The 23,477-nt window shown below is 63.6% G+C and carries 22 protein-coding genes; 10 read left to right on the forward strand and 12 right to left on the reverse strand.

Going from position 1 to position 23,477, the window contains the following annotated elements:
- Both RID11_RS13370 and RID11_RS13375 read left to right on the forward strand, forming a co-directional pair.
- Positions 1-540, forward strand: a 540-nt coding sequence (locus RID11_RS13370; protein WP_350139979.1) for an acetamidase/formamidase family protein, incomplete at its 5' end; no start/stop codon positions are given.
- A 57-nt stretch (positions 541-597) separates the two neighbouring features.
- Positions 598-933 carry an FmdB family zinc ribbon protein gene (locus RID11_RS13375; RefSeq protein WP_350139981.1) on the forward strand — a complete coding sequence of 112 codons (336 nt, stop codon included), beginning with the start codon at positions 598-600 and terminating at the stop codon, positions 931-933.
- A 43-nt stretch (positions 934-976) separates the two neighbouring features.
- Here the strand turns inward: RID11_RS13375 and mdoH are convergent, their stop codons facing one another.
- From mdoH to RID11_RS13410, 7 genes are all read right to left on the reverse strand, one after another.
- Positions 977-2,860, reverse strand: coding sequence for a glucans biosynthesis glucosyltransferase MdoH (gene mdoH / locus RID11_RS13380; RefSeq protein WP_350139983.1), 1,884 nt, complete (start codon positions 2,858-2,860; stop codon positions 977-979).
- Positions 2,848-4,386 carry an OpgD/OpgG family glucan biosynthesis protein gene (locus RID11_RS13385; protein ID WP_350139985.1) on the reverse strand — a complete coding sequence of 513 codons (1,539 nt, stop codon included), beginning with the start codon at positions 4,384-4,386 and terminating at the stop codon, positions 2,848-2,850. The genes mdoH and RID11_RS13385 overlap by 13 nt, the downstream gene beginning before the upstream one ends.
- Positions 4,350-5,579: an OpgC family protein gene (locus RID11_RS13390; RefSeq protein ID WP_350139987.1), complete on the reverse strand. Its 1,230-nt coding sequence runs from the start codon at positions 5,577-5,579 to the stop codon at positions 4,350-4,352. The genes RID11_RS13385 and RID11_RS13390 overlap by 37 nt, the downstream gene beginning before the upstream one ends.
- A 36-nt stretch (positions 5,580-5,615) precedes the next feature.
- Positions 5,616-6,992 carry a tetratricopeptide repeat protein gene (locus RID11_RS13395; RefSeq protein WP_350139989.1) on the reverse strand — a complete coding sequence of 459 codons (1,377 nt, stop codon included), beginning with the start codon at positions 6,990-6,992 and terminating at the stop codon, positions 5,616-5,618.
- A gap of 209 nt (positions 6,993-7,201) precedes the next feature.
- Positions 7,202-7,672 carry a DUF302 domain-containing protein gene (locus tag RID11_RS13400; RefSeq protein ID WP_350139991.1) on the reverse strand — a complete coding sequence of 157 codons (471 nt, stop codon included), beginning with the start codon at positions 7,670-7,672 and terminating at the stop codon, positions 7,202-7,204.
- Positions 7,673-7,750: 78 nt separating this feature from the next.
- Positions 7,751-8,926, reverse strand: coding sequence for a CaiB/BaiF CoA transferase family protein (locus RID11_RS13405; protein WP_350139993.1), 1,176 nt, complete (start codon positions 8,924-8,926; stop codon positions 7,751-7,753).
- Between the two features lie 11 nt (positions 8,927-8,937).
- Positions 8,938-10,566: a thiamine pyrophosphate-binding protein gene (locus RID11_RS13410; RefSeq protein ID WP_350139995.1), complete on the reverse strand. Its 1,629-nt coding sequence runs from the start codon at positions 10,564-10,566 to the stop codon at positions 8,938-8,940.
- Positions 10,567-10,774: 208 nt separating this feature from the next.
- Between RID11_RS13410 and RID11_RS13415 the strand changes: the two genes are divergently transcribed.
- The 6 genes from RID11_RS13415 (at position 10,775) to RID11_RS13440 (ending at position 14,583) form a co-directional block, all read left to right on the forward strand.
- Positions 10,775-11,386, forward strand: a complete 612-nt coding sequence (locus RID11_RS13415) for a ribonuclease D (protein WP_350139997.1) — start codon at positions 10,775-10,777, stop codon at positions 11,384-11,386.
- A gap of 2 nt (positions 11,387-11,388) precedes the next feature.
- Positions 11,389-12,003 carry an LPS export ABC transporter periplasmic protein LptC gene (gene lptC, locus RID11_RS13420; protein ID WP_350139999.1) on the forward strand — a complete coding sequence of 205 codons (615 nt, stop codon included), beginning with the start codon at positions 11,389-11,391 and terminating at the stop codon, positions 12,001-12,003.
- A gap of 41 nt (positions 12,004-12,044) precedes the next feature.
- Positions 12,045-12,506: a lipopolysaccharide transport periplasmic protein LptA gene (lptA, locus tag RID11_RS13425; protein WP_350140148.1), complete on the forward strand. Its 462-nt coding sequence runs from the start codon at positions 12,045-12,047 to the stop codon at positions 12,504-12,506.
- A complete protein-coding gene (gene lptB / locus RID11_RS13430) occupies positions 12,503-13,267 on the forward strand; it encodes an LPS export ABC transporter ATP-binding protein (protein ID WP_350140001.1) in 765 nt (254 codons plus the stop codon). Before lptA ends, lptB begins: the two co-directional genes overlap by 4 nt.
- 242 nt (positions 13,268-13,509) lie before the next feature.
- Positions 13,510-14,073 (forward strand): ribosome hibernation-promoting factor, HPF/YfiA family, encoded by a 564-nt coding sequence (gene hpf, locus RID11_RS13435; RefSeq protein WP_350140003.1) that lies wholly within the window; start codon positions 13,510-13,512, stop codon positions 14,071-14,073.
- A 45-nt stretch (positions 14,074-14,118) separates the two neighbouring features.
- A complete protein-coding gene (locus tag RID11_RS13440) occupies positions 14,119-14,583 on the forward strand; it encodes a PTS sugar transporter subunit IIA (RefSeq protein WP_350140005.1) in 465 nt (154 codons plus the stop codon).
- Positions 14,584-14,841: 258 nt separating this feature from the next.
- Here RID11_RS13440 and RID11_RS13445 read toward each other — a convergent pair whose 3' ends face one another.
- The 5 genes from RID11_RS13445 to RID11_RS13465 form a co-directional block, all read right to left on the reverse strand.
- Positions 14,842-16,269, reverse strand: a complete 1,428-nt coding sequence (locus RID11_RS13445) for a nodulation protein NodH (protein ID WP_350140007.1) — start codon at positions 16,267-16,269, stop codon at positions 14,842-14,844.
- Between the two features lie 6 nt (positions 16,270-16,275).
- Complete coding sequence (locus RID11_RS13450) at positions 16,276-17,976, reverse strand: DUF5927 domain-containing protein (protein ID WP_350140009.1); 1,701 nt, start codon at positions 17,974-17,976, stop codon at positions 16,276-16,278.
- A 19-nt stretch (positions 17,977-17,995) separates the two neighbouring features.
- Positions 17,996-18,982: a glycosyltransferase family 2 protein gene (locus RID11_RS13455; RefSeq protein ID WP_350140011.1), complete on the reverse strand. Its 987-nt coding sequence runs from the start codon at positions 18,980-18,982 to the stop codon at positions 17,996-17,998.
- 140 nt (positions 18,983-19,122) lie between these two features.
- Positions 19,123-19,674 carry an ActR/PrrA/RegA family redox response regulator transcription factor gene (locus RID11_RS13460; protein ID WP_350140013.1) on the reverse strand — a complete coding sequence of 184 codons (552 nt, stop codon included), beginning with the start codon at positions 19,672-19,674 and terminating at the stop codon, positions 19,123-19,125.
- Positions 19,675-19,745: 71 nt separating this feature from the next.
- Entirely contained in the window at positions 19,746-20,372 is a 627-nt protein-coding gene (locus RID11_RS13465) for an SCO family protein (RefSeq protein ID WP_350140015.1), read from the reverse strand.
- A gap of 89 nt (positions 20,373-20,461) precedes the next feature.
- Between RID11_RS13465 and regB the strand changes: the two genes are divergently transcribed.
- Both regB and RID11_RS13475 read left to right on the forward strand, forming a co-directional pair.
- The gene (regB, locus tag RID11_RS13470; protein WP_350140017.1) at positions 20,462-21,847 is read left to right on the forward strand and encodes a sensor histidine kinase RegB; all 1,386 of its coding nucleotides are present in this window, start codon (positions 20,462-20,464) and stop codon (positions 21,845-21,847) included.
- A 70-nt stretch (positions 21,848-21,917) separates the two neighbouring features.
- Positions 21,918-23,438: a PAS-domain containing protein gene (locus RID11_RS13475; RefSeq protein ID WP_350140019.1), complete on the forward strand. Its 1,521-nt coding sequence runs from the start codon at positions 21,918-21,920 to the stop codon at positions 23,436-23,438.
- Positions 23,439-23,477: the final 39 nt, after the last annotated feature.

The following is a 23,477-nucleotide window of genomic DNA, read 5'->3' on the forward strand; positions in this document are numbered from 1 at the left end:
CGCGGGGCGACCTGCTATTTCCCGGTCTACGTCGACGGGGCAGGCCTTTCGATGGGCGACCTGCACTTCAGCCAGGGCGACGGCGAAATCACCTTTTGCGGGGCCATCGAGATGGCCGGATGGCTGCATATCCAGGTCGAACTGATCAAGGGCGGGATGGAGAAATACGGCATCAAGAACCCGATCTTCAAACCCTCCCCGATCACGCCGAAATACGACGATTACCTGATCTTCGAGGGCATTTCCGTCGATGAGAGCGGGCACCAGCACTATCTCGACGTGCATGTCGCGTACCGTCAGGCCTGTCTGAACGCGATCGAGTATCTCAAGAAGTTCGGCTATACCGGCGCACAGGCCTATGCCATCCTCGGCACCGCCCCGGTGCAGGGCCATATCTCGGGCGTGGTGGATATTCCCAACGCCTGCGCAACGCTCTGGCTTCCGAACGAGATTTTCGAGTTCGACATCATGCCGGGCTCTGACGGGCCGACCAAACATCTCGATGGCTCGGTCGATATCCCGCTCGCCCCCGATCTCTGATCATGCGTTCGGGCGGGTCGCTCACGGCCCGCCCAGCCCCCAAACCCGGAGACAGACATGCCCTATTATGACTATAGCTGCCCCGATTGCGGTCCGTTCACCGGCTTTGCCGCCATGGCCGACTTTGACCGACCCTGCGCCTGTCCGACCTGCGCCGCATCCTCACCCCGCGTGCTGCTACGCGCGCCCGCCTTCGCCAACATGGACGGCGCGCGGCGCACGGCCATCGCCACCAATGAACGCGCGCAACATGCCCCGAAATCCACCAAATCGCACGGCCCCGGCTGTTCGTGCTGCGGTTCGGCGTCAAAGAAACTGCCCAGTCGTACACTGCACCGACCCGACGGCTCCAAGAGCTTTCCGGCGGCACGGCCATGGATGATCTCGCATTGATCCGAGATCCCGCGCCGCCCGCTCCCGGACCACGAAACAGTCTCTATTCCGCCGCAATCGGCGGCGCATCCGCCGCGCGGAACAGAGCGCGATGCGCGCGCGCATCCTGCAGGATCGGCGGCGTGTCGATCATCTCGGGCGTCGCCATCACGTCACGCAAACCGCGCCATTCGCCCAGCCGCAGCCCCGACAGCATCGACAGCGGCACGGCGGCGATCAGGCTGATCGCGATCGGCAACAGCCAAAGCGATACCGTGCCCGCCGCCATCCCGACGACAAGCAGCGCCCCGCTCACCGTCTCCAGCAGGTGGAATTTCAGCACCGTGCCGGGGCTGTAATCGCCGCCCTTGCGCGCCTGCGGGGACCAGATCGGGCGCATCCCGATGACCGAACGCAGCACCGCCACCAGCTGTTGCACCATCATGATCGGCGCGAACAGGATCGACAGCAGGATCTCGACCACCAGCGACACGGCAAAACGTGCCGCCCCGCCAAAGCTTCGGATCGGCACATCCGTCAGCCCAAGCGCCACCGCGCCCATCAGCTTGGGGGCCAGCAACATGCCATACATGAAGAGCAGGATCAGAACCGAACTCACCCGGCTCATTTCCGGCCACACCGGGTAGAGCGGGTTTTCCAGCGAGAAATAGCTGATCACGCTGTTATGCCCATTGCCCAGAAGCGCCCAGATCACCAAGAGCCCGAACCAAGCAGGCGACAGAAGATAGCTCATCGCGCCGTGAAAGAGGTGAAAGCGCGACACCGCATGAAAGCCGCGCGTCGCCAGCAGGCTCAGGTGTTGCAGGTTGCCATGGCACCAGCGCCGGTCGCGCAGCGCATAGTCGATCAGGGTGGCAGGCGGCTCCTCATAGCTGCCCTTGACCGAGGGCATGAAGCGCACCGCCCACCCGGCCCGCCGCAACAGCCCCGCCTCAACGAAATCATGGCTCAGGATCAGCCCACCCTGCCCGGTCAGCGACGGCATCTCCGGCAGCCCCGCGCAATCGGCAAAGGCCCTTGTGCGCAGGATGGCGTTATGGCCCCAGTAATTGCCCTCAGACCCGGTCCACCCTGCCAGCCCCTCGGACAGCAGCGTGCCGTAGACCGCCGCCGAAAACTGCTGCATCCGGCCAAAGAGCGTGTCCGACCCCACCACCATCGGCGCCGATTGAATGAGGCCCGCCGTGGGATCTGCCGACATCTCGTCCGACAGTGCGACAATCGCCTCGGCGCTCATCAGGCTGTCGGCGTCGAGCACCAGCATCGCGTCATGCGCCGCCCCCCAGTTTTCCAGCCATTGCCCGATATTGCCCACCTTGCGCCCGGTATTCTGCACCCGGCGGCGATACCAGACCGCGCAATCGGGCGGCAGTGCCGCGCGCAACGTGGCAAAGGCACGCTGCTCGGCCATCGCGATGGCCGCGTCCTGCGTGTCCGAAAGGATGAACAGATCAAAGCGGTGCGCAGGCCCCGCCGCGCGCAGCGCCGACATCATGGCGCAGGCATTGCCGAACACCTCTGACGTGTCCTCGTTATAGATCGGCACCAACAGCGCCACGTTCAGCGGTGCGGGCGTGGCACGCGCCTGCGCGCGCTTGTGCATCATGTGACAGGCCAGCCCCAGCGTCGCCGTGCCGACGGCCAGCGCGATCCAGAAAAACGTGACCATCACCAGCGCCAGAAGCACCCATTCCAGCCACCACATACCCCCGACCGACAGCCAGTCGCCAAAGGCAAGGCCCAGCGCGCCAGTGGTCAGCGTGGCAGGCAGAAAGGTGGCCGCGCGCCGCCACCAGTAATTCAGATTGGGTCGCCAGGCGGGCGCGTTGGGGTCGTGATGCGCCCGGTTCAGGCTCTGAATCGGGTGATCCAGAGGGGCAGGCGGCGGCATATGCGCCGCGCCGGGAAAGGGGCTCAGGCGGTCCATCGGTAGAGCCACACCTCCGACACGCCGCGCCCCTCGTGGAACAACTGCGCCCGGATTTCAGCCGCCGTCACCTCGCCGGGGTCAAACGAGAACGCAAGGCGCGGACCGCCGGTTTCGGGATTGCGCTGCACCAGACCCTCCGAGGTCTCAAGCCGGTTGGAATAGACGTAGAGCACCAGATCTTCGTACTCCTCGGGCAGCGCGTCATGCGGGGCAAAATCGACCGTCACCACCTGACGCATGTCATTGGGAAAGCCGCGCCCGATCCGGGTCTCGATCACCCGCGCCACCGGTTTTTTCTCCTCGATCCCACCGGTCCATGTCATGCCGTAGCTGAAACTGTGCTCGGCCCCCTCGGCCAGCGGCTCACGCGGACGCCAATAGGCCACGATATTGTCGTAGATTTCCTTGTCGGTCGGGATCTCGACCAGCGTGACCGCCCCGCGCCCCCACCCCTCGCCCGGCGTGATCCACAGGCTGGGGCGCTCATGATAATGCGCCTCAAGATCGTGGAAATCCGAATAGGCGCGCGACCGCTGCGACAGGCCAAAGCCCTGCGGATTGGTGTCCACAAAGCTCGAGATTTGCAGATCGCGCGGATTGCCGAGGGGCCGCCAGAGCATTTCACCATTGCCGTTGAGGATGCTGAGCCCATCGCTGTCATGCACAGCGGCACGGAAATCATCGAAGCGGTGACGATTGGTGGCGTCGAAATAAAACATCGATGTCAGCGGCGCGATGCCGACATTCTCCAGCGCCACGCGCGGCAGCAGCGTGCAGCGCACCTCCACATCGGTCTCCGCCCCCTCGGGACGCATCGTGAAATGGTAAATCCCGGTCACCGACGGGCTCTCCATCAGGGCGTGCACCTTGTGAGTGCTGACGCCGGGGGCGGGTTTCTCGATCCAGAACCGGGTAAAATCGGGAAATTCCTCACCCTCCGCCCCGCCGGTATCTACCGCAAGGCCTCGCGCCGACAGGCCATAAACCAGATCGCGCGCGATCACGCGGAAGTAGCTGGCCCCCTGAAACACCGCGTATTCCTGGAAAATCCCCGGTTTCTCCAATTCCGCCCGCAGGCGCAGGCCGGAATAGCCCAGATGCCCGTCAAGCGGCAGATCGGGGGCCTGATCGGTCTTGTCGAACAGCGAGAAATCGAACGGCAGGGTGCGCGTCATCCCATCTTCGACAAGGTTCACCTCGACCGTATGCGGGAAATACAGCCCCGGCAGAAAGAGATCGACTTCGAGCGTGCTATCCGCCTCGGACCAGATCGCATCCTTGCTGCGAAACCAGATCGAGCGATATTCGTCATAGCTCATGTCACGCCACGCCTGCGGCACGGTCGGGCGCTTGGCAAAGGGCTTTGCCGCCACCTCGCGCGCAAGGTCCAGCAGCATAGCTTCGGAAAACGGCTGCGCCTCCTGCGCGTGGGCGAAACCCGGCCAGAGCGCAAAGGCACTCAGCGATTTCAGAAGATCCCGCCGGATCATTTCGCGGCCCGCCACGGCTGCGATTTGAACCATGCGACGCTATAGGCCACCACGATCAACGCGCCAAAGCCCACGAAATTGGCCAGTACCATGTTCCACGTCGTGCGCCCGATCTGGTCCATCACGAACCCCGAAAGCCGGGCAAACACCATCGAGAACACGAACACCGCCAGCGATTGCTGCCCGACCTTGAGGATCATCTTCAGAAGCCCGCCCCAGATACGCGAAAATAGCCCGCTGCCCACCGCCCTCAGGCGCGCGCCGCCGTCACCTGCCGCAGCCCAGCACAGATAGGCGAGGGCAAGGAAATGCACGTAGCGCAGAATTCCGAAATCTGACTTGTTGAACAGGCCCGTGTTGTCGATGCGCCAGCCGCGCGCCCAGTCAAAGCCGAACTCGCGCATGCCGATATGCGACAGCGGCACATTGGCGATGACGATCACCAGCGCCAGCCCGATCAGCCACATGTTCACCGGCGGTTTCGGAATCCAGCCGCGCATCAGGGCAAAGCCGGTAAAGAACACAAGCTGCCAGCCGAACGGGTTGAAGAACCACTTGCGATCCGACCACGGCTCGGCCGGAAAACCGAGATGCAGGTCGATCAGGCCCAGCGTATCTAGCAGCGCGCGTTGCGCGAACAGCCAGATCAGCGCCATCGTCCCGAACACCGCCCAGACACTGATCCGGCTCAGCGCCATCATCAGCGGCATCATCACCAGGATGACCATATACATCGGCAGGATGTCGAAATAGTTGGGCACGTAGGTCAGCGTAAACAGCCCCAGCAGCTGCGGCCCCGGATCGGCAAAGAACTTCCACAGGTTCAGCGTGCCGATATAGGTCTTGTCGAAGTCGCCAAAGCTGTCAAAGGCCGCCAGCAACGTGGCGATGGCAAAAAACATGCCCAGATGCGCCCAGTAGACCTGCCACACACGATAGCCGACGCGCCCGGTGCCAAGCGTCCATCCCGCCCGGTCAAAGGTGCGGCCAAAGGCGATCGCCGAAGCCATGCCGGAGCAGAACACAAAGATCTCGGTCGCGTCCGAAAAGCCCCAGCGCGCCGGAATCCAGCTGGTAAAGAAATTGCTCGGGGTATGGGCGCAGAGGATGATGAACATCGCCAGCCCGCGAAAGAAATCCAGCCGGATATCGCGGGTCGTGGCAGCCGGGGCAGCCGCCTCTTTGGCACGGCGCTGTAGCATGGCCGGATCAGCAACACTCGTCATCGCGGTGTCGGCTCCTTCTGAGATGTCGTGCCGGGTCTACTCGGCGGGCAGGCGGTCGGCCTCGTCCCACTCGCCGCGCGAGGCGTTGATCAGGTCCAGACGCGTGCTTGCATAGCTGTCGAGACGCCCGGCGCGCTGCGTCGCGCGCTCCTGCAGGATGGTCTCTGCCTCGTCGAGAAAGCCGCCGCGGATCGCACAATCAATGGTGAGCCGCTCAAAGACATCACGTTGGGCATGACTGCCCCCGGCCAGTTGCATGGAACGACGCGCCCTTCCAAGGTTGAGAAACGCCGTCTTGTAATCCCCTTCCCCGAAGGCCTCAAGCCCCGTCGCAGCCGACAGCCCCGGATTGGCCATGCGCGCCATCAGATCACCTGCATTGGACTTCTTCGCATCGCGGTGCAGCCGCGCCATCATCTGCTTGATCGCCGTTTCACGATTGTCGCCAACCAGCGCCAGCATGTAATGCAGATCCGCGAAGATCAGGCAGGCATCCTCAGAGCGCCGCTCGGAGATATCAGCCAGTTCCTCCCAGCGGTCGCCCACGTCATGGCCCTCCAGCTCCAGCCGCATCAGCAGCGAGGTGGCGTTGGAAATATCGCGGAAATCGTCGGTTTTGTCTTGGCGAATCTCATGGTCATAGAGGGCGAAAACAGACTCTATCTCGCCCTGATCGAGATGCATCAGCGCCTTGTGCCACCACACGTGGTAGCGAAAATTGTTGCAATGCGCCCAGGCCCCTTCGCGCCCCTCCAGCCAGTCGAGCCCGGCGCGCGCATTACAGGTCATGTCAAAGACATGCGCCACCGCATGCAGCCCCCAGGCATCGTCGGGCGAAACGCTCAGCCCCATGCGCCCGGCGGTTTCCGCACGGGCGTAATCGCCGGTTTCCTCAAGCGAGAAGGCGTGACAGCCAAAGAGATAACCGCGCGCCGGGTTCTGCGCATCATAGGCGGGCAAAAGCGCCTCCAGCGAGGCCCGCATGCCGTGCCGGTCACCGAGGATGAAGCGAGTGGCGTGGCTGATCTTCATCGCCAGCGCATCCTCGGGCCAGCGCGCCAGCACCGCCTCCATCTCGCGCACCGTCTCGGAGGGGCGCCCGTCGAGCCATGCGCCAAGGCCGCGCACATAGCCCATCTCGCGTGCGGTAGGATTGCCCTCGCGCGCACAGGCAAGCGCCGCCTGATAGGCCTGCTGTGCGGTCTCATTCATCTCGGACTTGCCCAGCATCAGGCAGAACAGCCCCTTGGTGGCATGCGCCATCGCGAATTCCGGCGCCTCTCTCAGCACCGTGCCAAGATAATCGGGCGTTGTCGCGGCATGGGCAAGAAACGCCAGCACCATCCGGTCCCATGCCGCAAGGGCCACGGGGGACGATACGGAGATCTCGTACCCGAATTGATCATTACGCATAGCCCGGTATCCTTTTCGCCAATCATTCACTACTCAGCTAGCCCGCTATGTATGACACCCGCAACAAATGCGGGACGGACCTCACCAACACGTTATCCCGAGTTTAACTCATATGATGGGACCAGGGCAGGGTTGCTGCCGCATAAGGCGAACGATATCGGCGTCTTTCTGCCCAAAGGCGGAACAGGCCGCCGACCGTCGCCCAAGGATCACTCCGCTATGGCGGATTTCGCGACAGTTTCGAAAACCCCGTCCAGTTCCGACGCAAGATCGCGCAATTTTTCGCCGCCCTCGTCGAAATAGGGCGAGAAAACCGCCGTCGGCGTCTTGTAGCTCAGGCTCGCAGTGCCGTCGGCGTCTTCGGTCACATACATCCGAATCGGGGCCTCGATCCCTGCGGCGACGCTCGCCTCCAGCATCCGGCGGGCATAGTCGTTGCGGTAGAGGCCAAAGACCCGGTTGCCGGGGATGGTATGCCCCTGCATCCTCGCCCCGTCCGAGGCGCTCGCCTGCGTGACAACGGCGATAGGCGCGGCACTCACCGCGTCACGCACCGCCTGCACCAGATCGGCAAAGCTCTTGCCGGTGTCGTGGATCACCCAGCCCTCGCGCGGCTCCAGCGCCTGCGCGGGCGCGGCAAGAACAGTGAGGATTGCGAGAAGTTTCAGAAATCGTTGCATGAATACACCTCCGGGTTGATACCCCGAGGGCTACGCGGAACCACACGCCGCAGCAAATCACGTGCCCGCGAGCCGAGGTTACAGATCGTCCCTTAGCCGCTTCAGCACGGTGTCTGTATCGGCCCCTGTGGCAGGCGGGGCAGAGCGATAGCTGACCGGCGTGCGCGAGAATTTGAGCGGATTGCCAATCAACCGCACCTCGCCCGTCGCGGTCTGCGGCGCGGGCAGGGTGACGGTCATCCCGCGCGCCTGCGCCTGATCGCTTTCCAGCGCCTGCTCAATCGTGTTGACCGGCCCCACAGGCACCTTGCGCGCCTCCAGCCCGTCGATCACGTGCTGCATCGTGCGCTCCGCCAGTGCCTCCGCGATCATCGGCACAAGGGTGTCGCGATGCGCCAATCGCGCCGTGTTAGTGACGAAACGCGGGTCGGTGGCCCAGTTGGGCTGCTCGAGGTAATCGCAGAACCGGGCATATTGGCTGTCATTGCCCACCGCGACGATCACATAGCCATCCGAGGTGGCAAAGACCTGATAGGGCACGATATTCGGGTGCGCGTTGCCCGCCCGCGTCGGCGCGGCGCCCGAGGTCAGGTAATTCAGCCCCTGATTGACCAGCCAGGACATCGTCGTATCCACCAGCGCCAGATCAATATGCTGCCCCTCACCGGTCGCATCCCGGTGCCGCAACGCCGCCAGAATGCCAGTCGCCGCATAAAGCCCGCAGACCACATCGGCCACCCCGACGCCGACCTTCATCGGCTCTTCGCCCGCCTCGCCGGTGATCGACATGATCCCGCCAAAGCCCTGCGCCATCAGGTCATAGCCGGGCTTGTCGCGGTTCGGCCCGGTCTGGCCGAAACCGGAAATCGAGCAATAAACAAGCCCCGGATAATCGGCGCAAAGCGTCTCGTGATCGAGCCCGTATTTGCGCAGGCCCCCAGGTTTGAAATTCTCGATCACCACATCCGCGCGCCCGGCCAGATCGTGCAGCATGCTCTGCACTTGGCAGTCGGTCAGGTCCACCGCCACCGATTTCTTGTTGCGATTGGAGGACATGAAATAGGCCGAGAGGTCCGTCGCCTGCCCCGCCGCATCCACCGCAAAGGGCGGCCCCCATTGCCGGGTATCATCCCCCTCAAGGCTCTCGATCTTGATCACCTCGGCCCCCAGATCACCCAAGAGCTGCGTGCAGGTCGGCCCCGCCAGGATACGGCTGAGGTCGAGAACGACGAGACCATCCAATGGGCCGGGCATGGACACCTCCTTCAGATACGGTTGTCGTAAGAGCCGCGGTCGATCTCGGCGGCGATGACGGTGAACCTGTCGGCCTGTTGCGCCTCTTTCAGCGCCGCGCGCAACTCCGCCCGGTTCGTCACCCGCACGCCATTGCCGCCAAAGGCGCGCCCGATAGCTGCGAAATCGTGATGGCCGAAATCGACGGCGAGATTGAGCATCTGCCGCTCGCGCTGCTTCTTCTCGATCAGCGAAAGGCTCGCATCGACAAAGACGACGAAGATCACCGGCAGGTTCAACTCCGCCACGGTCGACAACTCGCCCGCCACCATCAGGAACCCGGCATCGCCCGAGAAACTCACCACGGTGGCCTCGGGCGTGGCAATCTTGGCCCCCATGGCCAGCGGCACGGCGCAACCCATGGTGCAAAGCGCCGTGGATTGCAGCACCGAGCGGGGGTGATGCGTCACCCACATCTGCGACAGCAGGATGCGATGCGCGCCGCTATCGACAGTAATAATGCTGTCCTCGGGCAGCACCGCACGCGCCTCGGCGATGACGGCAGCAGCGCCCCAGTCATCATCGCTCGGAAAGGCCCGCGCCAGCGCCGCGCGCGCATCGCCCACCTCGCCGCCGGGCCATGTGGCGCGGGGCGTCACCCCCTCGGCAATCGCCGCCAGCGACGGCCCGCAGGCACCCACCACATTCATCGTCGCCTGATGCATGTATTGATCATTCGGCACGGCGGCGATGTCGATCACCCTCACCTGCGCCGGGTCCCAGATCTCGCGCCAGCCGGGGCGCATCTCAATGGGGTCGTAGCCGACGCAGAGGATCAGGTCGGCCCGCTCCACGAACGGGACCAGCACCCCATCGGCGAGCGGCGAAAGACCCGCTCCGCCAAGGCACAGCGGGTGCGTCTCCGGGATGATCCCTTTGGCCTTGTAGGACGTGATCACCGGAATGTTCAGGCGTTCCACCACCTCCAGAATCGCCGCCCCCGCGCCCTCGTTGACGGCATCGAGCCCCACGATCATCACCGGCCGCTCCGCCCCCGCCAGCCAATCGCGCGCCTTCTCCGGCGCCGCAGGCACCATCGGCACCGCATCGGGGCGGCGGCGCAGCCGTGGCAGGGTCACGCGGCTGTCGGCCACGGAAATCGGCACGTCGATAAAGACCGGGCCGGGGCGGCCCTCGGTGGCGATGCCCACCGCCTTGTCGGCGATGATGTCGGCCCCTTGGGCGGTCAGGCGAAACGTCGCCTTGGTGATCGGTGCCAGAACCGCCTCGTGATTGAGGATCTGATGGCTATAGGTCAGCGCCTCATCGGCATCGACACAGCCGGAAATCACGATCAGCGGCACCCGGTCCTGATGGGCGTTGGCGATGGCGTTCACCCCGTTCAGCACCCCCGGCCCCAGCGTGGCAATCAGAATGCCCGGCGCGCCGGTGCGATGCCAGACCCCCTCGGCCATGAACGCGGCGGCATTCTCATGCCGCGCCAATGTCACCTCAATCCCGGCTCGCGCCAGCGCATCCATCACTGTCAAAACCTCGCCCCCCGGCATGCCGAATGCGTGGCGGCAGCCCGCCTCATAGAGCCTGCGTGCAAGGTAATCGGCGGCGCGATTATCGGTCTGGTCGGGGTTGTTCACGAGCATGGGGTCTGTCTCCTCTTGCGGCACTTTGTGGCCGAGCACCGGGCCGACCGCAAGCCGCTTTGCCCCTCCCCGCTGCGGCCCGGGCTGGAATTCCCGCCATGGGCGGCTTAAATCCGGGTTGAGGCAAGGGTCGAAACGGCCTAAGCAAATCGGGATTTCGATCCCGTATGACAGTCAGCCCGCGCCGCGCGGGGCACAAGGATACCCGATGGCAAACCACCTTTATCAGAACGACCTGCCCGACGGGCTGGATCTCGGCCCCGTCGTGGCGATCGACTGCGAGACGATGGGCCTCAACCCGCATCGCGACCGGCTGTGTGTCGTGCAGCTCTCAGGCGGCGACGGCAACGCACATCTGGTGCAGGTGGCCAAGGGTCAAACCAGCGCGCCCAACCTGGAGCGGCTGTTGCGCGACCCGGATGTGCTCAAGCTCTTTCACTTCGGGCGGTTCGACATCGCGGCGATGTACAATGCCTTCGGTGCGTTGGCCGAACCGGTCTATTGCACCAAGATCGCCTCGAAACTCATCCGCACCTATACCGACCGGCACGGCCTGAAATACCTGCTTCAGGAACTCTTGGGCGTCGATATCTCCAAGCAGCAGCAGACCTCTGATTGGGGTGCCGAGGCGCTGACTGAGGCGCAGCTTGAATATGCCGCCTCCGACGTGCTCTACCTGCACCGCCTGCGCGAGGAACTCGACAAGCGGCTGGCCCGCGAGGGGCGCACCGACATGGCGCAGGGCTGTTTCGCGTTCCTGCCGATGCGCGCGCGGCTCGATCTGACCGGCTGGCCTGAAATCGACATTTTCGCCCATTGAGCATGGCGCGCGCGGATAACACCTATTCGCGGGTCGTGGCGGGGATGAAGGTCCTTCTGCCGCTCATCGCGCTGGGCCTGTTATCGACGCTGTTCCTGATCTCGCGCACCGTCGATCCGTCGAAATCCGTGCCGGTGGCACAGGTCGACGTGGAAAAACGCGCACAGGACATGGGCGCCTCCAACCCGAGCTTTGCCGGGGTCACCGATACCGGCGACGAAATCCGCTTCGACGCCGATATCGCGCGGCCCGGCCGCGACGTCGACGGCCCGATCACGGCGGATGCCGTCACCGCGCAAATCCGGCTCGTGGCGGGCACCATCGTCGATATCACTGCACGCACGGCCGAATTCAATCAGCGCGCGATGCAGGCGCAACTGCGCGGCGATGTGCGGATCACCACCTCGACAGGCTACGTGATCGACACCCAACGCCTCGATACCGACCTCGACGCGCTCAACGCGACAACCCCCGGCACCGTCACCGCAACCGGGCCGCTGGGCGATCTGACAGCGGGGCAGATGGTGCTGCGAAACGCAAACGGGGATGGCGCGGCGGAATTGCTTTTCACCGAGGGGGTGAAGCTGATATACCAACCGCCAGATGTGGGGGACTGAGGCCAGTGGGTAAGATCAAACTTTTCGCCGCGGCGGTCGTGATGGGCTGCCTGCCGGGTCTGGTTCTGGCGCAGGGTGCGCAAGTGGCCTTCGGTGACACTCAGCAGGATCGCAGCCTTCCGGTCGAGGTGACGTCGGACAATCTGAACGTCAACCAGAACGACAACACTGCCATTTTCACCGGCGACGTGGTTATCGCGCAGGGCGAGATGCGTCTCGCGGCCCCCCGCGTCCTCGTGGTCTACCTCGAGGATCAAAGCGGGATCGAACGGCTCGAGGCCACCGGCGGTGTCACGCTGGTCAGCGGCGAGGATGCCGCCGAGGCCGCCCGCGCCGATTACAACATCTCTACCGGCATGATCGAGTTGCGCGGTGATGTCCTGCTCGTGCAGGGCCAGAGCGCGATCACCGGCGAGACGATGCTGGTCGATACCGGGGCCGGCACCGCGCGGGTACAGGGCCGGGTCAAGACCGTGCTGCAGCCGGGCGGTGACGATCAATGACCAAGCCCGAACTTGTCCTTGCGCATGAAAACGATGGTGGCGGCCTGCGAGTCGAACATCTGCGCAAGAGCTACAAGAAACGGGTGGTGATTCGCGATGTGTCGCTCTCGCTCGGCCAGGGTGAGGTGGTGGCGTTGCTGGGGCCCAACGGCTCGGGCAAGACCACCACGTTCTACGCCATCGCCGGGCTGATCTATCCCGAGGGCGGCCATATCTATATCGACGGGCGCGATGTCAGCGCGTTGCCGATGTATCGCCGCGCCAAGCTGGGCATCGGCTATCTGCCGCAGGAAATGTCGATCTTTCGCGGCCTCTCGGTCGAGGACAACATCATGGCGATCCTCGACATCGCCGAGAGCAAGCGAAAGCGGCGGCGCGAGCGGCTGGAACAGTTGCTCTCGGAATTCTCGATCGAACATCTGCGCCGCGCCCCCGCGATGGCGCTTTCGGGTGGCGAGCGGCGGCGCGTGGAAATCGCCCGCTGTCTGGCGGCGAATCCGAAGTACCTGTTGCTCGACGAACCCTTTGCCGGGGTCGATCCGATTTCGGTGGGCGATATCCGGCATCTTGTGGCCGATCTCAAGAAACGCGGCATCGGCGTGCTGATCACCGACCACAACGTGCGCGAGACCCTCGAGATCGTCGACCGTGCCTATATCCTGCATGACGGCAAGGTTCTGATGTCGGGCAGCCCTCGGGACGTGGTCGAGAACGAGAATGTCCGCCGCGTCTATCTCGGCGACAGCTTCCGCATTTCGTGATCGTCCCCGTGTCGGCGAATCCGCTCTTCCGTGTCGCAAATCCGATTGACAAGACGCCGGGAAAGCGCGTCAATTGGGGTATGACATGTTGTATTCTCGCGCTGTTCCCCGAATGGCCCCCGCGTCGCGGGCCTGTCTCGGGACAATCGAGACACATGTCGTTTATCAGCATCCGAGGCTAGGAACGTTCGCGGCGCAGGCGCGCCGCGCCCGGACCCGGTTCGTCAAGCGAAGGAGAGAAGATGCGTTATCAAATCAGTGGAAAGCAGATCGATATCGGCGAGGCGCTTCAAACGCATGTCAAGGATGAGCTGGGCGCAGCGGTGGCCAAATACGCCGAACGTCCGACCGATGCGCATGTCATCTTTTCCAAGAGCGCGAGCGAATTCGCCTGCGAGGCGATCGTGCATCTTTCCACCGGATTGACCGCGCAGGCCAGCGCCAAGGCGCATGAAATATACGGAGCCTTTGACGCCTGCTGCGAGAAAATGGAAAAACAACTCCGGCGATACAAGCGCCGCCTGAAAGACCACCATCGCGAGCGTGCGGAGCCGGTTGAACTCTTCGGCGCTTCCTCTTATATCCTCGCGGCGAATGGCGGGGAGGTGGAATCGGAACCCGAAAGCCTGCAACCGATCATCGTGGCCGAGATGGAGACGCAAATCCCCTCTCTTTCGGTCGGCGAGGCGGTCATGCAGATGGAGCTTGCAGGGGCACCGGTTCTTGTCTTCCGCAAAGAGGGAAAAGAGACGGTCAATGTCGTGTACCGCCGTGATGACGGCAATATCGGCTGGATTGACCCGTAACATAAGGTGACGGGCGGCAATGCCCCTGTCAGTGCGGTTCGACAGATGGACTTACCTATGATCCTCAAGCCTGAGGCCGTGCGCATCCTGTCCGGTGCCACCAGCAAGAAACGCCTGATGCAAGAGCTTGGGTTCATCGTCGAATCGGCCTACGGCGTGCCGCATGGCACCGCCGTCGAGGCGCTCTTGGAACGCGAAAGCCTCGGGCCCACCGGGGTGGGAAATGGCGTTGCCCTGCCGCATGCCCGGATCGACGGGCTCGATCATGTCGTGGGCGTGCTGACGCTGTTGGAAAAGCCGATTGATTTCGACGCGGTGGATCGTCAGCCGGTCGACCTCGCCTTTGCACTTTTCGCGCCCATCGACGCGGGGGTCGAGCACCTCAAGGCGCTCGCCCTCGTCTCGCGCACGCTGCGCGATACCTCGCTCTGCGCCAAGCTGCGGGCCAATACCGATCCGATGACGCTCTATACCATCGTCACCGAGGCGCAGGCGGCACAAGCCGCCTGAGCACCTCCGGGTTAAAGTGATCGTTTGGCTTGGTGCTGCCGTTGCCGTTATGCCCCTGCGCGGAATCAAGGGCGAAGCCCGCCGCGCATCCCCGGGCCGCCCCCCCGCCCGGCGATTTGGCTGCAACCATCGCTGCACGGGGATGTGTTTCGGATTAGGCGGAAATAAAGCGCTACAAAACTGTGGTTGGATCGCCGCACCGCGGCCCGTCGATGCGCGGCTCACAGCAACGGCAGCTCCATGCCAATCCCGACCGCGCTAACGCCAGGCCCCAAACCCGAACAGCACATAATCACGCTGATAAACCGTGCGCGCCAGATCCTCGATTCCATCGTCGTAGATATCGACAAGCGCAAAGGGCGCTTGCGGTGCCACCTTTGGCGGCGCGGGCGGTTTCGCGTAACCGACTTGCCGCGCAAGCGCGGCAAGATAGCCCGGCATCTCGTCCTCGCGCAGGATCATGTCAGGCGCACCGAACTGCGCCATCCCCTCGACGGCCGCCGCCTGCGTGCACCAATGGGCATCGACCCGGATCGCCGTCTGCCCCGCCAGATTGGCCTTGAGAAACTCCAGAAACGCCACGAACGCGGCCTTGTGCGCCGCCAGATCATAGCCCTCATCCGGCACGGTGCCCGGGATCGGCAGCTTGTGGAAATTGCGCAGGGTGCGGCGGATATCGCGATAGCATCCCGGCCCCTTGATCAGGATTTTCTCGCAAAACGCGGCATGCGCGCGCGCCACCGGATGACGCAGCACCGTGAACCGCCGATGCCCCGGCTTGCGCCGCATCCACTGACGCAGCGCCTTTTGATTGAGCTTGGTGGGCAGCGTCTCCTCGCGCACCTGATCGAGCGCCGCAAGCCACGCGCGCACTTCGGCCTCCGGCCCCGACCGGATCGGCATGTAAAGCAGCGGCGCCCTTGCGGCACTGACAAATCCGGGCACGGCGGCCCCGCGGCGCGGCTCGAAATTCGGCGTCCGGGTCACGTTGTAGGGGTCGCGCCCCGCCAGCGCGTGCTCCATCTCCTTGAAGTTCGAAACCTTGCTCTCCAGCGGCTCGGGGTTCTGCGGCTTGAGCGAGGCGTCGAGCGCCCCAAGCCGTGCCTCACAGCCCAGATACCGCGCCAGCCCGTTCATCACCTCCAGGCTCTGCAAATCCTCGTAGGCGACGTAAAACGCCGTCTGCCCGGTCGCCTGTAGCCGGTTTAGCAGGAACACCTGAAACGCCTGCAACGTCGCCACATGTGTCTCGAACTCGCCCGGATCAAAGGCAATCGGCGCATCGCGGCGGCGTTTCACATTGGTCAGCTTCCACTGCCCGGTGGCCTGCGCGATCTTCCATGACACGTAGCTGTCGACCGGGTTGCGCGTCAGGATGATCTTGGCGCAACGCGGATCATCCAGCGCATGATCCAGAACGCGCGGGTCATGGTCGTGAAAGAACCGAAAGCCGCCAATGCCCTGCGATTGCCCCTTGATCGCACCGATCAGGCGCGCCGGCTCCTCGTCCCGCTCGGCCTGTGTCAGCCCCAGCAACTCGGTCTTGTTGGGATAACCGATGAAATGCGGGTTGAACGCCTCGCCATGGCATTCAATCCCGTCAAAAGCGTTCAGATTGCTTTCCAGAAAATTGGAGCCGGTGCGCATTTCCGCGAACACGACGAAATAGTCAAACGGGCCTGTCATTCACTCTTACCGCACCAGATAGGGTTTGCGCGCGTCCTGCTGCGGACTGTGGGTGCCCTGCTCAACCGGGAAATCGCCCATCAGATAGGGATGCATCCCCTGATTCTTGAGGTTCTGCAGGAATTGCCCGAATCCGGTCAGGTCAGCCATACGCGGCACCTCGGCCAGACCGCGCAGGTTCTGCTGGCCGATCTCGTCGATAATGGTCTGCAACGGTTCCATCGGGGCCTCGATGAATTCCGCCATGGTCCAGATCCGCACCCGCGCCTTGATCCAGGACGAGCGCAACACCTTGAGGTGCTGGCTCTCGATCTGCTGCAAGAGCGCCGCCTCGCGCCGGATATCGGCAAAATTACGGTTCGACTTGAACAGCGGCACCGCCCATGCCCCGGAGATCACCGAGATCTGCGCATTCGGGTCCTTGGCGATATACCACTCGATATCCTCGATCATGTCGCGCGGCCCGAACTGGAAACACTGCCGCTCGCCGCGCGTGTTCCAGATCAGGCTGGCCAGAAACGCCCGCGGGTTGTAGTCGCGCAGCGCCGCGCTGTCCGAAAGCGCGCCGTTCATCACCGTCTGCCCATCCGAGAACTCGGCCCGTTCCGGCGCGAAAAGATGGCCATGCACCCGCATCCCGGTCATCCGCGCCAGCCACGGCTCGAAATTCTCAAACAGATCGCTGAACCCCTGAAACACCGAATAGGGCGCACAGGTCAGCCCGTTTTCGCGGGTCTCCACCGGAAAGCGGCTCTGCATGTAAAGACCGGGCCGCCCGCGCGTGCGCCGCTCCACCGCCTTGGCGAAAATGCGGTCGATCTTGCCGGGGTTGGGCTCTGTGCGCTTCATCGCCCCCGCCTGATCTGTCAGAAACGCCTCATAGAGACGGTCGGCAAACGGCCAGATCTTGCGCGCCACGAAACAATCAGAACGCCGCAAAAGCTGCAGGTGATCGTCGTAGAAAATATGCGGCTTGCCCTGATAATCAAACTTCGACAGGGTCAGCGACCGGCTCTCGATCTGACGCGAATATTGCCGGGCAAGGGTCTGGAAATAGCTCTCGTCCGGGATCCACACCTTGGAAAAATACCGGTCATAGACCCGCCGGTAAGGATCATCCAGAATGGCCGACAGCGTCTGCCGCGTCAGACACCACCACTGGCTGCCCATATGCGGCACGATGCCGTTGGGAATGCGCCGCTTGAACCCGATAAGGCGTTGCAGCCCCACGTATTTATCAAAGAGATAGCGATGGTTCCGCCAGGAAAACGGAAACCGCAGGGTAAAGCGTTCCTGATCCAGCCCCCCGATCGTCCACGGCACATCCGCCGTCGTCGCGCTCTCGATGAAATCGGTATGCGGGCGCACGGCAAGATAATCGATCAACTCCTGCACCGGCCGCAACGGCAGGCAGGACCCCGAGGCAAGATAGACATGGCGCACGGTCTGGAACTCGCGCAGCATGATCTCGGCGGCGCCCTGCGTGGCCGCGACCAGGCCCCAGGTGCCCCATTCACAGCGATGCCGGGGCGCAAACCGCACATCCTCGATATCCGACAGAGCATTTACAAAGGCGCTATAGGTCTTGCGCGGCACCGCCTTGTCGACATGGATCACCAGCGGACAGCCCGACGCCGCCCAATGCCGCGCCACCTGTTCGGCCCGGCCAAAGGCGGTGTGGACCAGCATGATAATCCCGACGCTCATGCGTGTACTGCCCCGTTGCTCATGCCCAGTTCCCCTTGGACATCAGCCCGAGGATTTCTAGTTGACGCCAGTTTATATATTTTTCCGACCATTTGCACCAAAGTTCGGGATTGTGCTGAACCACCTCGGCATAGGCCTTGTATTCGACGCTCGCCGAATAATGCTGGCGGCGGGTCAGTTCCTCGGCGGCCTTGGCGGTAAAGGTATCCAGAAACTTGGCATGGAGCAGGATACCGCTCGCCTTTTCGCCACCCCACTCGTCATAGGTCAGGTTCAGACCACGCGGCAGCACCATATGGGTTGAGCTTTCGTAGGCATAGCGCCGATGCCACTTGATCAGCGGCGTCTTGTTGAGCGCGGGCGCCTTTTTCGGGTTGTCGGGAAAGAACACGCGGGCGCGCGGCCCGCCCTGAATCCACAGGTTGCCGTATTTCTTGTTCTTTTCGATCATGTAGTTGCCGGGATCGAACCAGGCGGCAATCTCCAGCGGGTTCTGCCCGGCGCGGTAGGGCACCGCGTCGATCCGCCCCTTTGGATACATATCGAGCAGCATCGCGCCAAAGGACTTGACCTGAGAGGTATCCAGCCAATCGGTCAGCGCGCGAATGGGCCGGGTGTCACAGAACGGGTAGACAAAGAACTCGTCGGGGTCGACCACCAGCGTCCAGTGCCCGTGCCCGTATTTCGATTGCAGCCAGTTGAGCCAATCAATTCCGAACCGCGCGCCCTTGTAACTCGCCTTGGTGGACCACAGCGACACATCCTCCTGCTGCGCCAGATAATCCGCACCGCCATCGGTGCTGTCATTATCCACAATCAGGAAATGCGTAATCCCCAGATCGCGATAGTAACGCAGGAAATAGGGCAGGCGGACATGCTCATCCCGCATGGTCGAAAAAAGCAGCACGTCACCGGGGCGAATACGGTCGGTGCGGTCCACGACAGATCGCAACGAGAAATGCTTGCGAAAGGCACGCACCTTTGCCCGTTTGCGCCGCAGCCGCATCCGGTATGATTGCCACGCCCCCACGAGATCGGACCTCCGTTTATCTTTTTTTGATCGCCACAGTCTATCTAACGGCTGTTAATACAACCTTTTTGAGGACAAATTCGATTAATTTCCGGAATCGTTGCCGAAATCAACGGTCAGCGCGGCGAGCGTTTCGCCAGAATCCGCTGCAGCGTGCGCCGGTGCATGTTCAGCCGACGTGCCGTCTCGCTGACATTGCGGTCGCACAGCTCATAGACCCGCTGAATGTGTTCCCAGCGAACCCGGTCGGCGCTCATCGGGTTCTCCGGCGGCGGCGGCAGGTCCGCGCCATTGGCCAGAAGCGCATTGGTGATATCCGTGGCATCGGCGGGCTTCGACAGGTAATCCGTCGCCCCGATCTTGACGGCGGCCACCGCAGTGGCAATCGCGCCATATCCGGTCAGCACCACGATCCGGCTGTCGGGCCGCTTTTCGCGGATCACCTCGACCACGTCGAGCCCGTTGCCATCCTCAAGCCGCAGATCGCAAACCGCATAGGCAGGCGGCCGCGCCGTCGCAATGGCACGCCCGGCGGCCACCGATCCGGCAGTCTCGACATCGAAACCGCGCTTTTCCATCGCCTTGGCCAGACGGCGCAGAAACGCCTCGTCATCGTCCACAAGAAGCAGCGTCTTGTCGTCACCGATATCCTGCATGCCCTCGGCCATGCCGCTCCTCCTGTTTACGCGCCGTTGCCAGATGTTCTAGCCCGCACCCGGCCCCCCGTCAAAACAAACGCTTAGCTGGCTTCGATAAAACATTGCACCCGGTCTGCCATCTGCTCTGCCGTGACGTCGCGGCGAAAGAACTCGACAAAGCCGTGTTCGGGCAGCGACAGGTAGGTCATGGTCGAATGATCGACGAGGTAAAACTCGTCATCGCCCTCGTCACGCGCCTGAAAGAAGGTGCGGTATGCCTTCGATGCCTCGCGCACCTGCTCTTCGCTCCCGGTCAGGCCCAGCATGCGCGGATGCAGGTAATCGGTAAACTCCGCCATCACCTCCGGCGTGTCACGCTTGGGGTCGATGGAAATGAACACCGGCTTCACCATATCGCCCCGCTCTTCGAGGGTGTCCACCGCTTCGGCATTGCGCGCGGCATCCATCGGGCAGACATCCGGGCAGAACGTATAGCCGAAATAGATCAGCGTCGGCTGGTCGATCACGTCCTTGTCGGTAACCGTCTCGCCGGTCTCGCTCACCAGCTCGAACGGGCCGCCGATCTGCGCCGCACCGCCCGCCACATTCGACGCCCGGCATTGCGCGAACTGATCCGCGTCACCGGACCCGGCGGTCACCATGTAATAGGTCGCGCCCAAACCCAGGACAACAACAACGGCAGCGGCAATGGCAAACAGGCGGGTCATGTGGATTTCCTTGCGTTTCGGTGGACGGGGTGCAACCTTCCTTCTATCTAGCATCCCTGACCACGCACGCAATGGACATGCCCCCTGATATGACCGATACCGCGCCCGGTCTCTTCAAGGCCCGCAACAGGGGCAACTGGATTCGCCTGCGCACGCTCGTCCTGTTGCGCTGGTGGGCGATCATTGGGCAGGCCAGCGCGCTGATCATCGCCGACCGGGTCTATCAGCTCAACCTCGAAATGGGTCTGTGCTTTCTGGTGATCGGGGTGTCGGTCGCCTCGAACCTTGTCGCCGGCTTCGTCTTTGCCGAGAACAAGCGCCTGTCGGAACAGGACACCTTCCTCGTCGTGCTCTTCGACATGCTCCAGCTTGGTCTGCTGCTCTATCTCACCGGGGGCATGCACAACCCCTTCACCATCCTGATCGTCGGCCCCGTCACCGTCTCCGCTTCGGCACTGTCAGGGCGCTCGACGGCGTTTCTCGGCATGATGGCCATCGTGATCGTGACATTGCTGATGCAATTCTACCTGCCCCTGCGCACCGAAGAGGGCTTCGTGCTGCGCGTGCCCGACGTGTTCCGCTTCGGCAGTTGGGTGGCGATCGTGATCGCAGTGCTGTTCCTCGGCGTCTATTCGCGCTGGATCGTGCAGGAAATGCGCGCCATGTCCGATGCGCTTCAGGCCACGCAGATGGCCCTCGCCCGCGAGCAGAAACTGACCGATCTCGGCGGCGTCGTCGCTGCCGCCGCGCATGAATTGGGCACGCCGCTGGCGACGATCAAGCTGACCAGCGCGGAATTGGCCGAAGAGCTGGAAGACCATCCCGAACTGCGCGACGATGCCCTCCTGATCCGCGAACAGGCCGACCGCTGCCGCGATATCCTGCGTTCCATGGGGCGGGCGGGCAAGGATGATCTGCACCTGCGCCGCACCCCGCTCACCGCCCTTGTCGAAGAGGCCGCCGAGCCGCATGTCGACCGCGGCAAGCACATTCATTTCGATCATGCCGCAGGCGGCGCGGATCTGCTCGACCAGCCCACCGTGTTGCGCCGCCCCGAGGTGATCCACGGGCTGCGCAACCTGATCCAGAACGCGGTGGATTTCGCCCGCGCCAATGTCTGGGTCGAAACCCGTTGGGGGGACAATACGATCACCCTGCGCATCATGGATGACGGGCGCGGCTATCCCGCCGATATGCTGGGCCGGATCGGCGATCCGTTCATCCGCCGCCGCGCCCCCGCAACCGACCCCCGCCGCCCGGAATACGAAGGCATGGGCCTCGGCCTTTTCATCGCCAAGACCCTGCTGGAACGCTCCGGCGCGGATCTGACCTTCGCCAACGGGGCCGATGCAACCGGGGCAGAGGCGCTCGATGCCGCCCGCAGCGGTGCCCTGGTCGAGGTGACATGGCCGCGCAAGGCCTTCGAGGTGCCCGATACGCCTGCGCTGGGCGAAAACCAGCCCATCCGCGGCTGACGGATCAACGTTAAGACGGTCTTAACCAGTTTGCGTCACGCTTGTCGGAAACGGCTCGACGAGGTGCCTGATGGCGACGATCACTACAACGGAAATCGCGGCCCTCCTCGCTGGCGCAGCGCTGGTCTCGCTCGCCGTGATCTGGCTCGTGGGGCTTGTGCCCAACCGGGCCCGGCCCAGCGCCGAACGTCCCGCCGCGCCGGAATGTCATTTCCTGTTTCGCGGCGCGACCCTCATCGACCATGACGCCGGTGCCCTCTGGCCCGAGGACAGCGATGCCGCCGATGACGACTGGTCACGGTTCAGCAGCTGGCTCGGGTTCCGGTTCGGCACCCTCCCCACCGATCCGCTCAGCATCACGGTGGGCAAACCGCTGACCTTCGACAGCACCCTGCCGGATGATCCCGCGCGGCTCGAACTGAACGCCAGCGCCCACAGCCTGCGCGCCACCCTGCACGAGGGCGGGCCGTCCTGCCCCGCACATCTGCACGAAGGGCGACGCCGCCTGATGGTGCTGGATGTGCCCAAGGCGGCGCTGCATGCGGCACCGCAACCGGTCTGGATTCACGGCACCGGCGGTCACCTGATCTGGCAGAACGACGCGGCCCGCGCATTCCACCCCGAGAGCATCGCCCGGATGACCGCCGCGCTCGGCCCGCTGCCCGAACCGACCGAAACCCGAACCCAGCGCATCAGCGTCCCCGATGCCGACGGCGCCGCACCGGATCGCTGGTTCGATCTCACCGTCACCCGCATGCAGGCGGGACACGCCTTTTATGCCTGCGACGTCACCGCCCTTGTCAGCGCCGAAACCGCACAGCGCGATTTCGTGCAGACCCTGGGGCGCACCTTCGCCGACCTGCCGACCGGGCTGGCGGTGTTCGATCGCGCCAAATCGCTGGCGCTGTTCAATCCGGCCCTGATCGACCTCACCGGCCTGCCGGTCGGCTTTCTCAGCGCCCGCCCCAATGTCATGAGCTTTTTCGACATGCTGCGCGATGCACAGGTCATGCCGGAGCCCAAGAATTACGCCAATTGGCGCAGCCAGATCACCGATATGGTCAGCGCCGCGCGCGGTGGGCTCTATCAAGACTGCTGGAGCCTTGTGACCGGCCAGACCTATCGCATCACCGGGCGGCCCCATCCCAACGGCGCTGTGGCCTTCCTGTTCGAGGATATCACGCCCGAAGTCTCGGAGGCGCGTCATCACCGCACCGAAATGGACTTGCGGCAGGCCGCGCTCGACCATCTGACCGAGGCGATCGCCGTGCTGTCACCGGATCGCCGGGTGATGTTCTGCAATGCCGGTTTCGGCGCGCTGCTCGGCATCGACCCGGACAGCAGCATCGCAGAGACGACGCTGCGCGACGTCATCGCCGCCTGTCAGGCACGTTTCCCGCAGACCACCGCCTGGCCGGCGCTGGAGCGCAAGATCGCCACCGGTGCCGCCACAACGCAGAGCATGACGCTCGCGGACGGGGCCGGGCGGCTCGATCTGCGGCACGCCCCGCTCGGGCGGGGAAACACCATGCTGTCGCTCTGCCATCACGCGGCAAAAGGCGCAGCCCTGATGCACGAACGCACCGGCTGATCCGGCTTGCGGGCAGGCGTGGCGCGTGTAGTGTCGGGC

This window comes from Roseovarius sp. (assembly GCF_040219995.1).
Classification (GTDB): domain Bacteria; phylum Pseudomonadota; class Alphaproteobacteria; order Rhodobacterales; family Rhodobacteraceae; genus Roseovarius.

Excerpts from the sequence above, each read along its gene's own strand:
- RID11_RS13450 (WP_350140009.1), bottom strand. The coding sequence starts at position 17,976 with ATGAGCGTCGGGATTATCATGCTGGTCCACACCGCCTTTGGCCGGGCC.
- RID11_RS13375 (WP_350139981.1), top strand. The coding sequence starts at position 598 with ATGCCCTATTATGACTATAGCTGCCCCGATTGCGGTCCGTTCACCGGC.
- RID11_RS13460 (WP_350140013.1), bottom strand. The coding sequence starts at position 19,674 with ATGGCCGAGGGCATGCAGGATATCGGTGACGACAAGACGCTGCTTCTT.
- hpf (WP_350140003.1), top strand. The coding sequence starts at position 13,510 with ATGCGTTATCAAATCAGTGGAAAGCAGATCGATATCGGCGAGGCGCTT.
- RID11_RS13385 (WP_350139985.1), bottom strand. The coding sequence starts at position 4,386 with ATGGTTCAAATCGCAGCCGTGGCGGGCCGCGAAATGATCCGGCGGGAT.
- RID11_RS13395 (WP_350139989.1), bottom strand. The coding sequence starts at position 6,992 with ATGCGTAATGATCAATTCGGGTACGAGATCTCCGTATCGTCCCCCGTG.
- lptB (WP_350140001.1), top strand. The coding sequence starts at position 12,503 with ATGACCAAGCCCGAACTTGTCCTTGCGCATGAAAACGATGGTGGCGGC.
- lptA (WP_350140148.1), top strand. The coding sequence starts at position 12,045 with ATGGGCTGCCTGCCGGGTCTGGTTCTGGCGCAGGGTGCGCAAGTGGCC.
- mdoH (WP_350139983.1), bottom strand. The coding sequence starts at position 2,860 with ATGGACCGCCTGAGCCCCTTTCCCGGCGCGGCGCATATGCCGCCGCCT.
- RID11_RS13440 (WP_350140005.1), top strand. The coding sequence starts at position 14,119 with ATGGACTTACCTATGATCCTCAAGCCTGAGGCCGTGCGCATCCTGTCC.
- RID11_RS13400 (WP_350139991.1), bottom strand. The coding sequence starts at position 7,672 with ATGCAACGATTTCTGAAACTTCTCGCAATCCTCACTGTTCTTGCCGCG.
- RID11_RS13475 (WP_350140019.1), top strand. The coding sequence starts at position 21,918 with ATGGCGACGATCACTACAACGGAAATCGCGGCCCTCCTCGCTGGCGCA.
- RID11_RS13415 (WP_350139997.1), top strand. The coding sequence starts at position 10,775 with ATGGCAAACCACCTTTATCAGAACGACCTGCCCGACGGGCTGGATCTC.
- RID11_RS13445 (WP_350140007.1), bottom strand. The coding sequence starts at position 16,269 with ATGACAGGCCCGTTTGACTATTTCGTCGTGTTCGCGGAAATGCGCACC.
- RID11_RS13465 (WP_350140015.1), bottom strand. The coding sequence starts at position 20,372 with ATGACCCGCCTGTTTGCCATTGCCGCTGCCGTTGTTGTTGTCCTGGGT.
- RID11_RS13405 (WP_350139993.1), bottom strand. The coding sequence starts at position 8,926 with ATGCCCGGCCCATTGGATGGTCTCGTCGTTCTCGACCTCAGCCGTATC.
- RID11_RS13410 (WP_350139995.1), bottom strand. The coding sequence starts at position 10,566 with ATGCTCGTGAACAACCCCGACCAGACCGATAATCGCGCCGCCGATTAC.
- lptC (WP_350139999.1), top strand. The coding sequence starts at position 11,389 with ATGGCGCGCGCGGATAACACCTATTCGCGGGTCGTGGCGGGGATGAAG.
- RID11_RS13455 (WP_350140011.1), bottom strand. The coding sequence starts at position 18,982 with ATGCGGCTGCGGCGCAAACGGGCAAAGGTGCGTGCCTTTCGCAAGCAT.
- RID11_RS13390 (WP_350139987.1), bottom strand. The coding sequence starts at position 5,579 with ATGACGAGTGTTGCTGATCCGGCCATGCTACAGCGCCGTGCCAAAGAG.
- regB (WP_350140017.1), top strand. The coding sequence starts at position 20,462 with ATGACCGATACCGCGCCCGGTCTCTTCAAGGCCCGCAACAGGGGCAAC.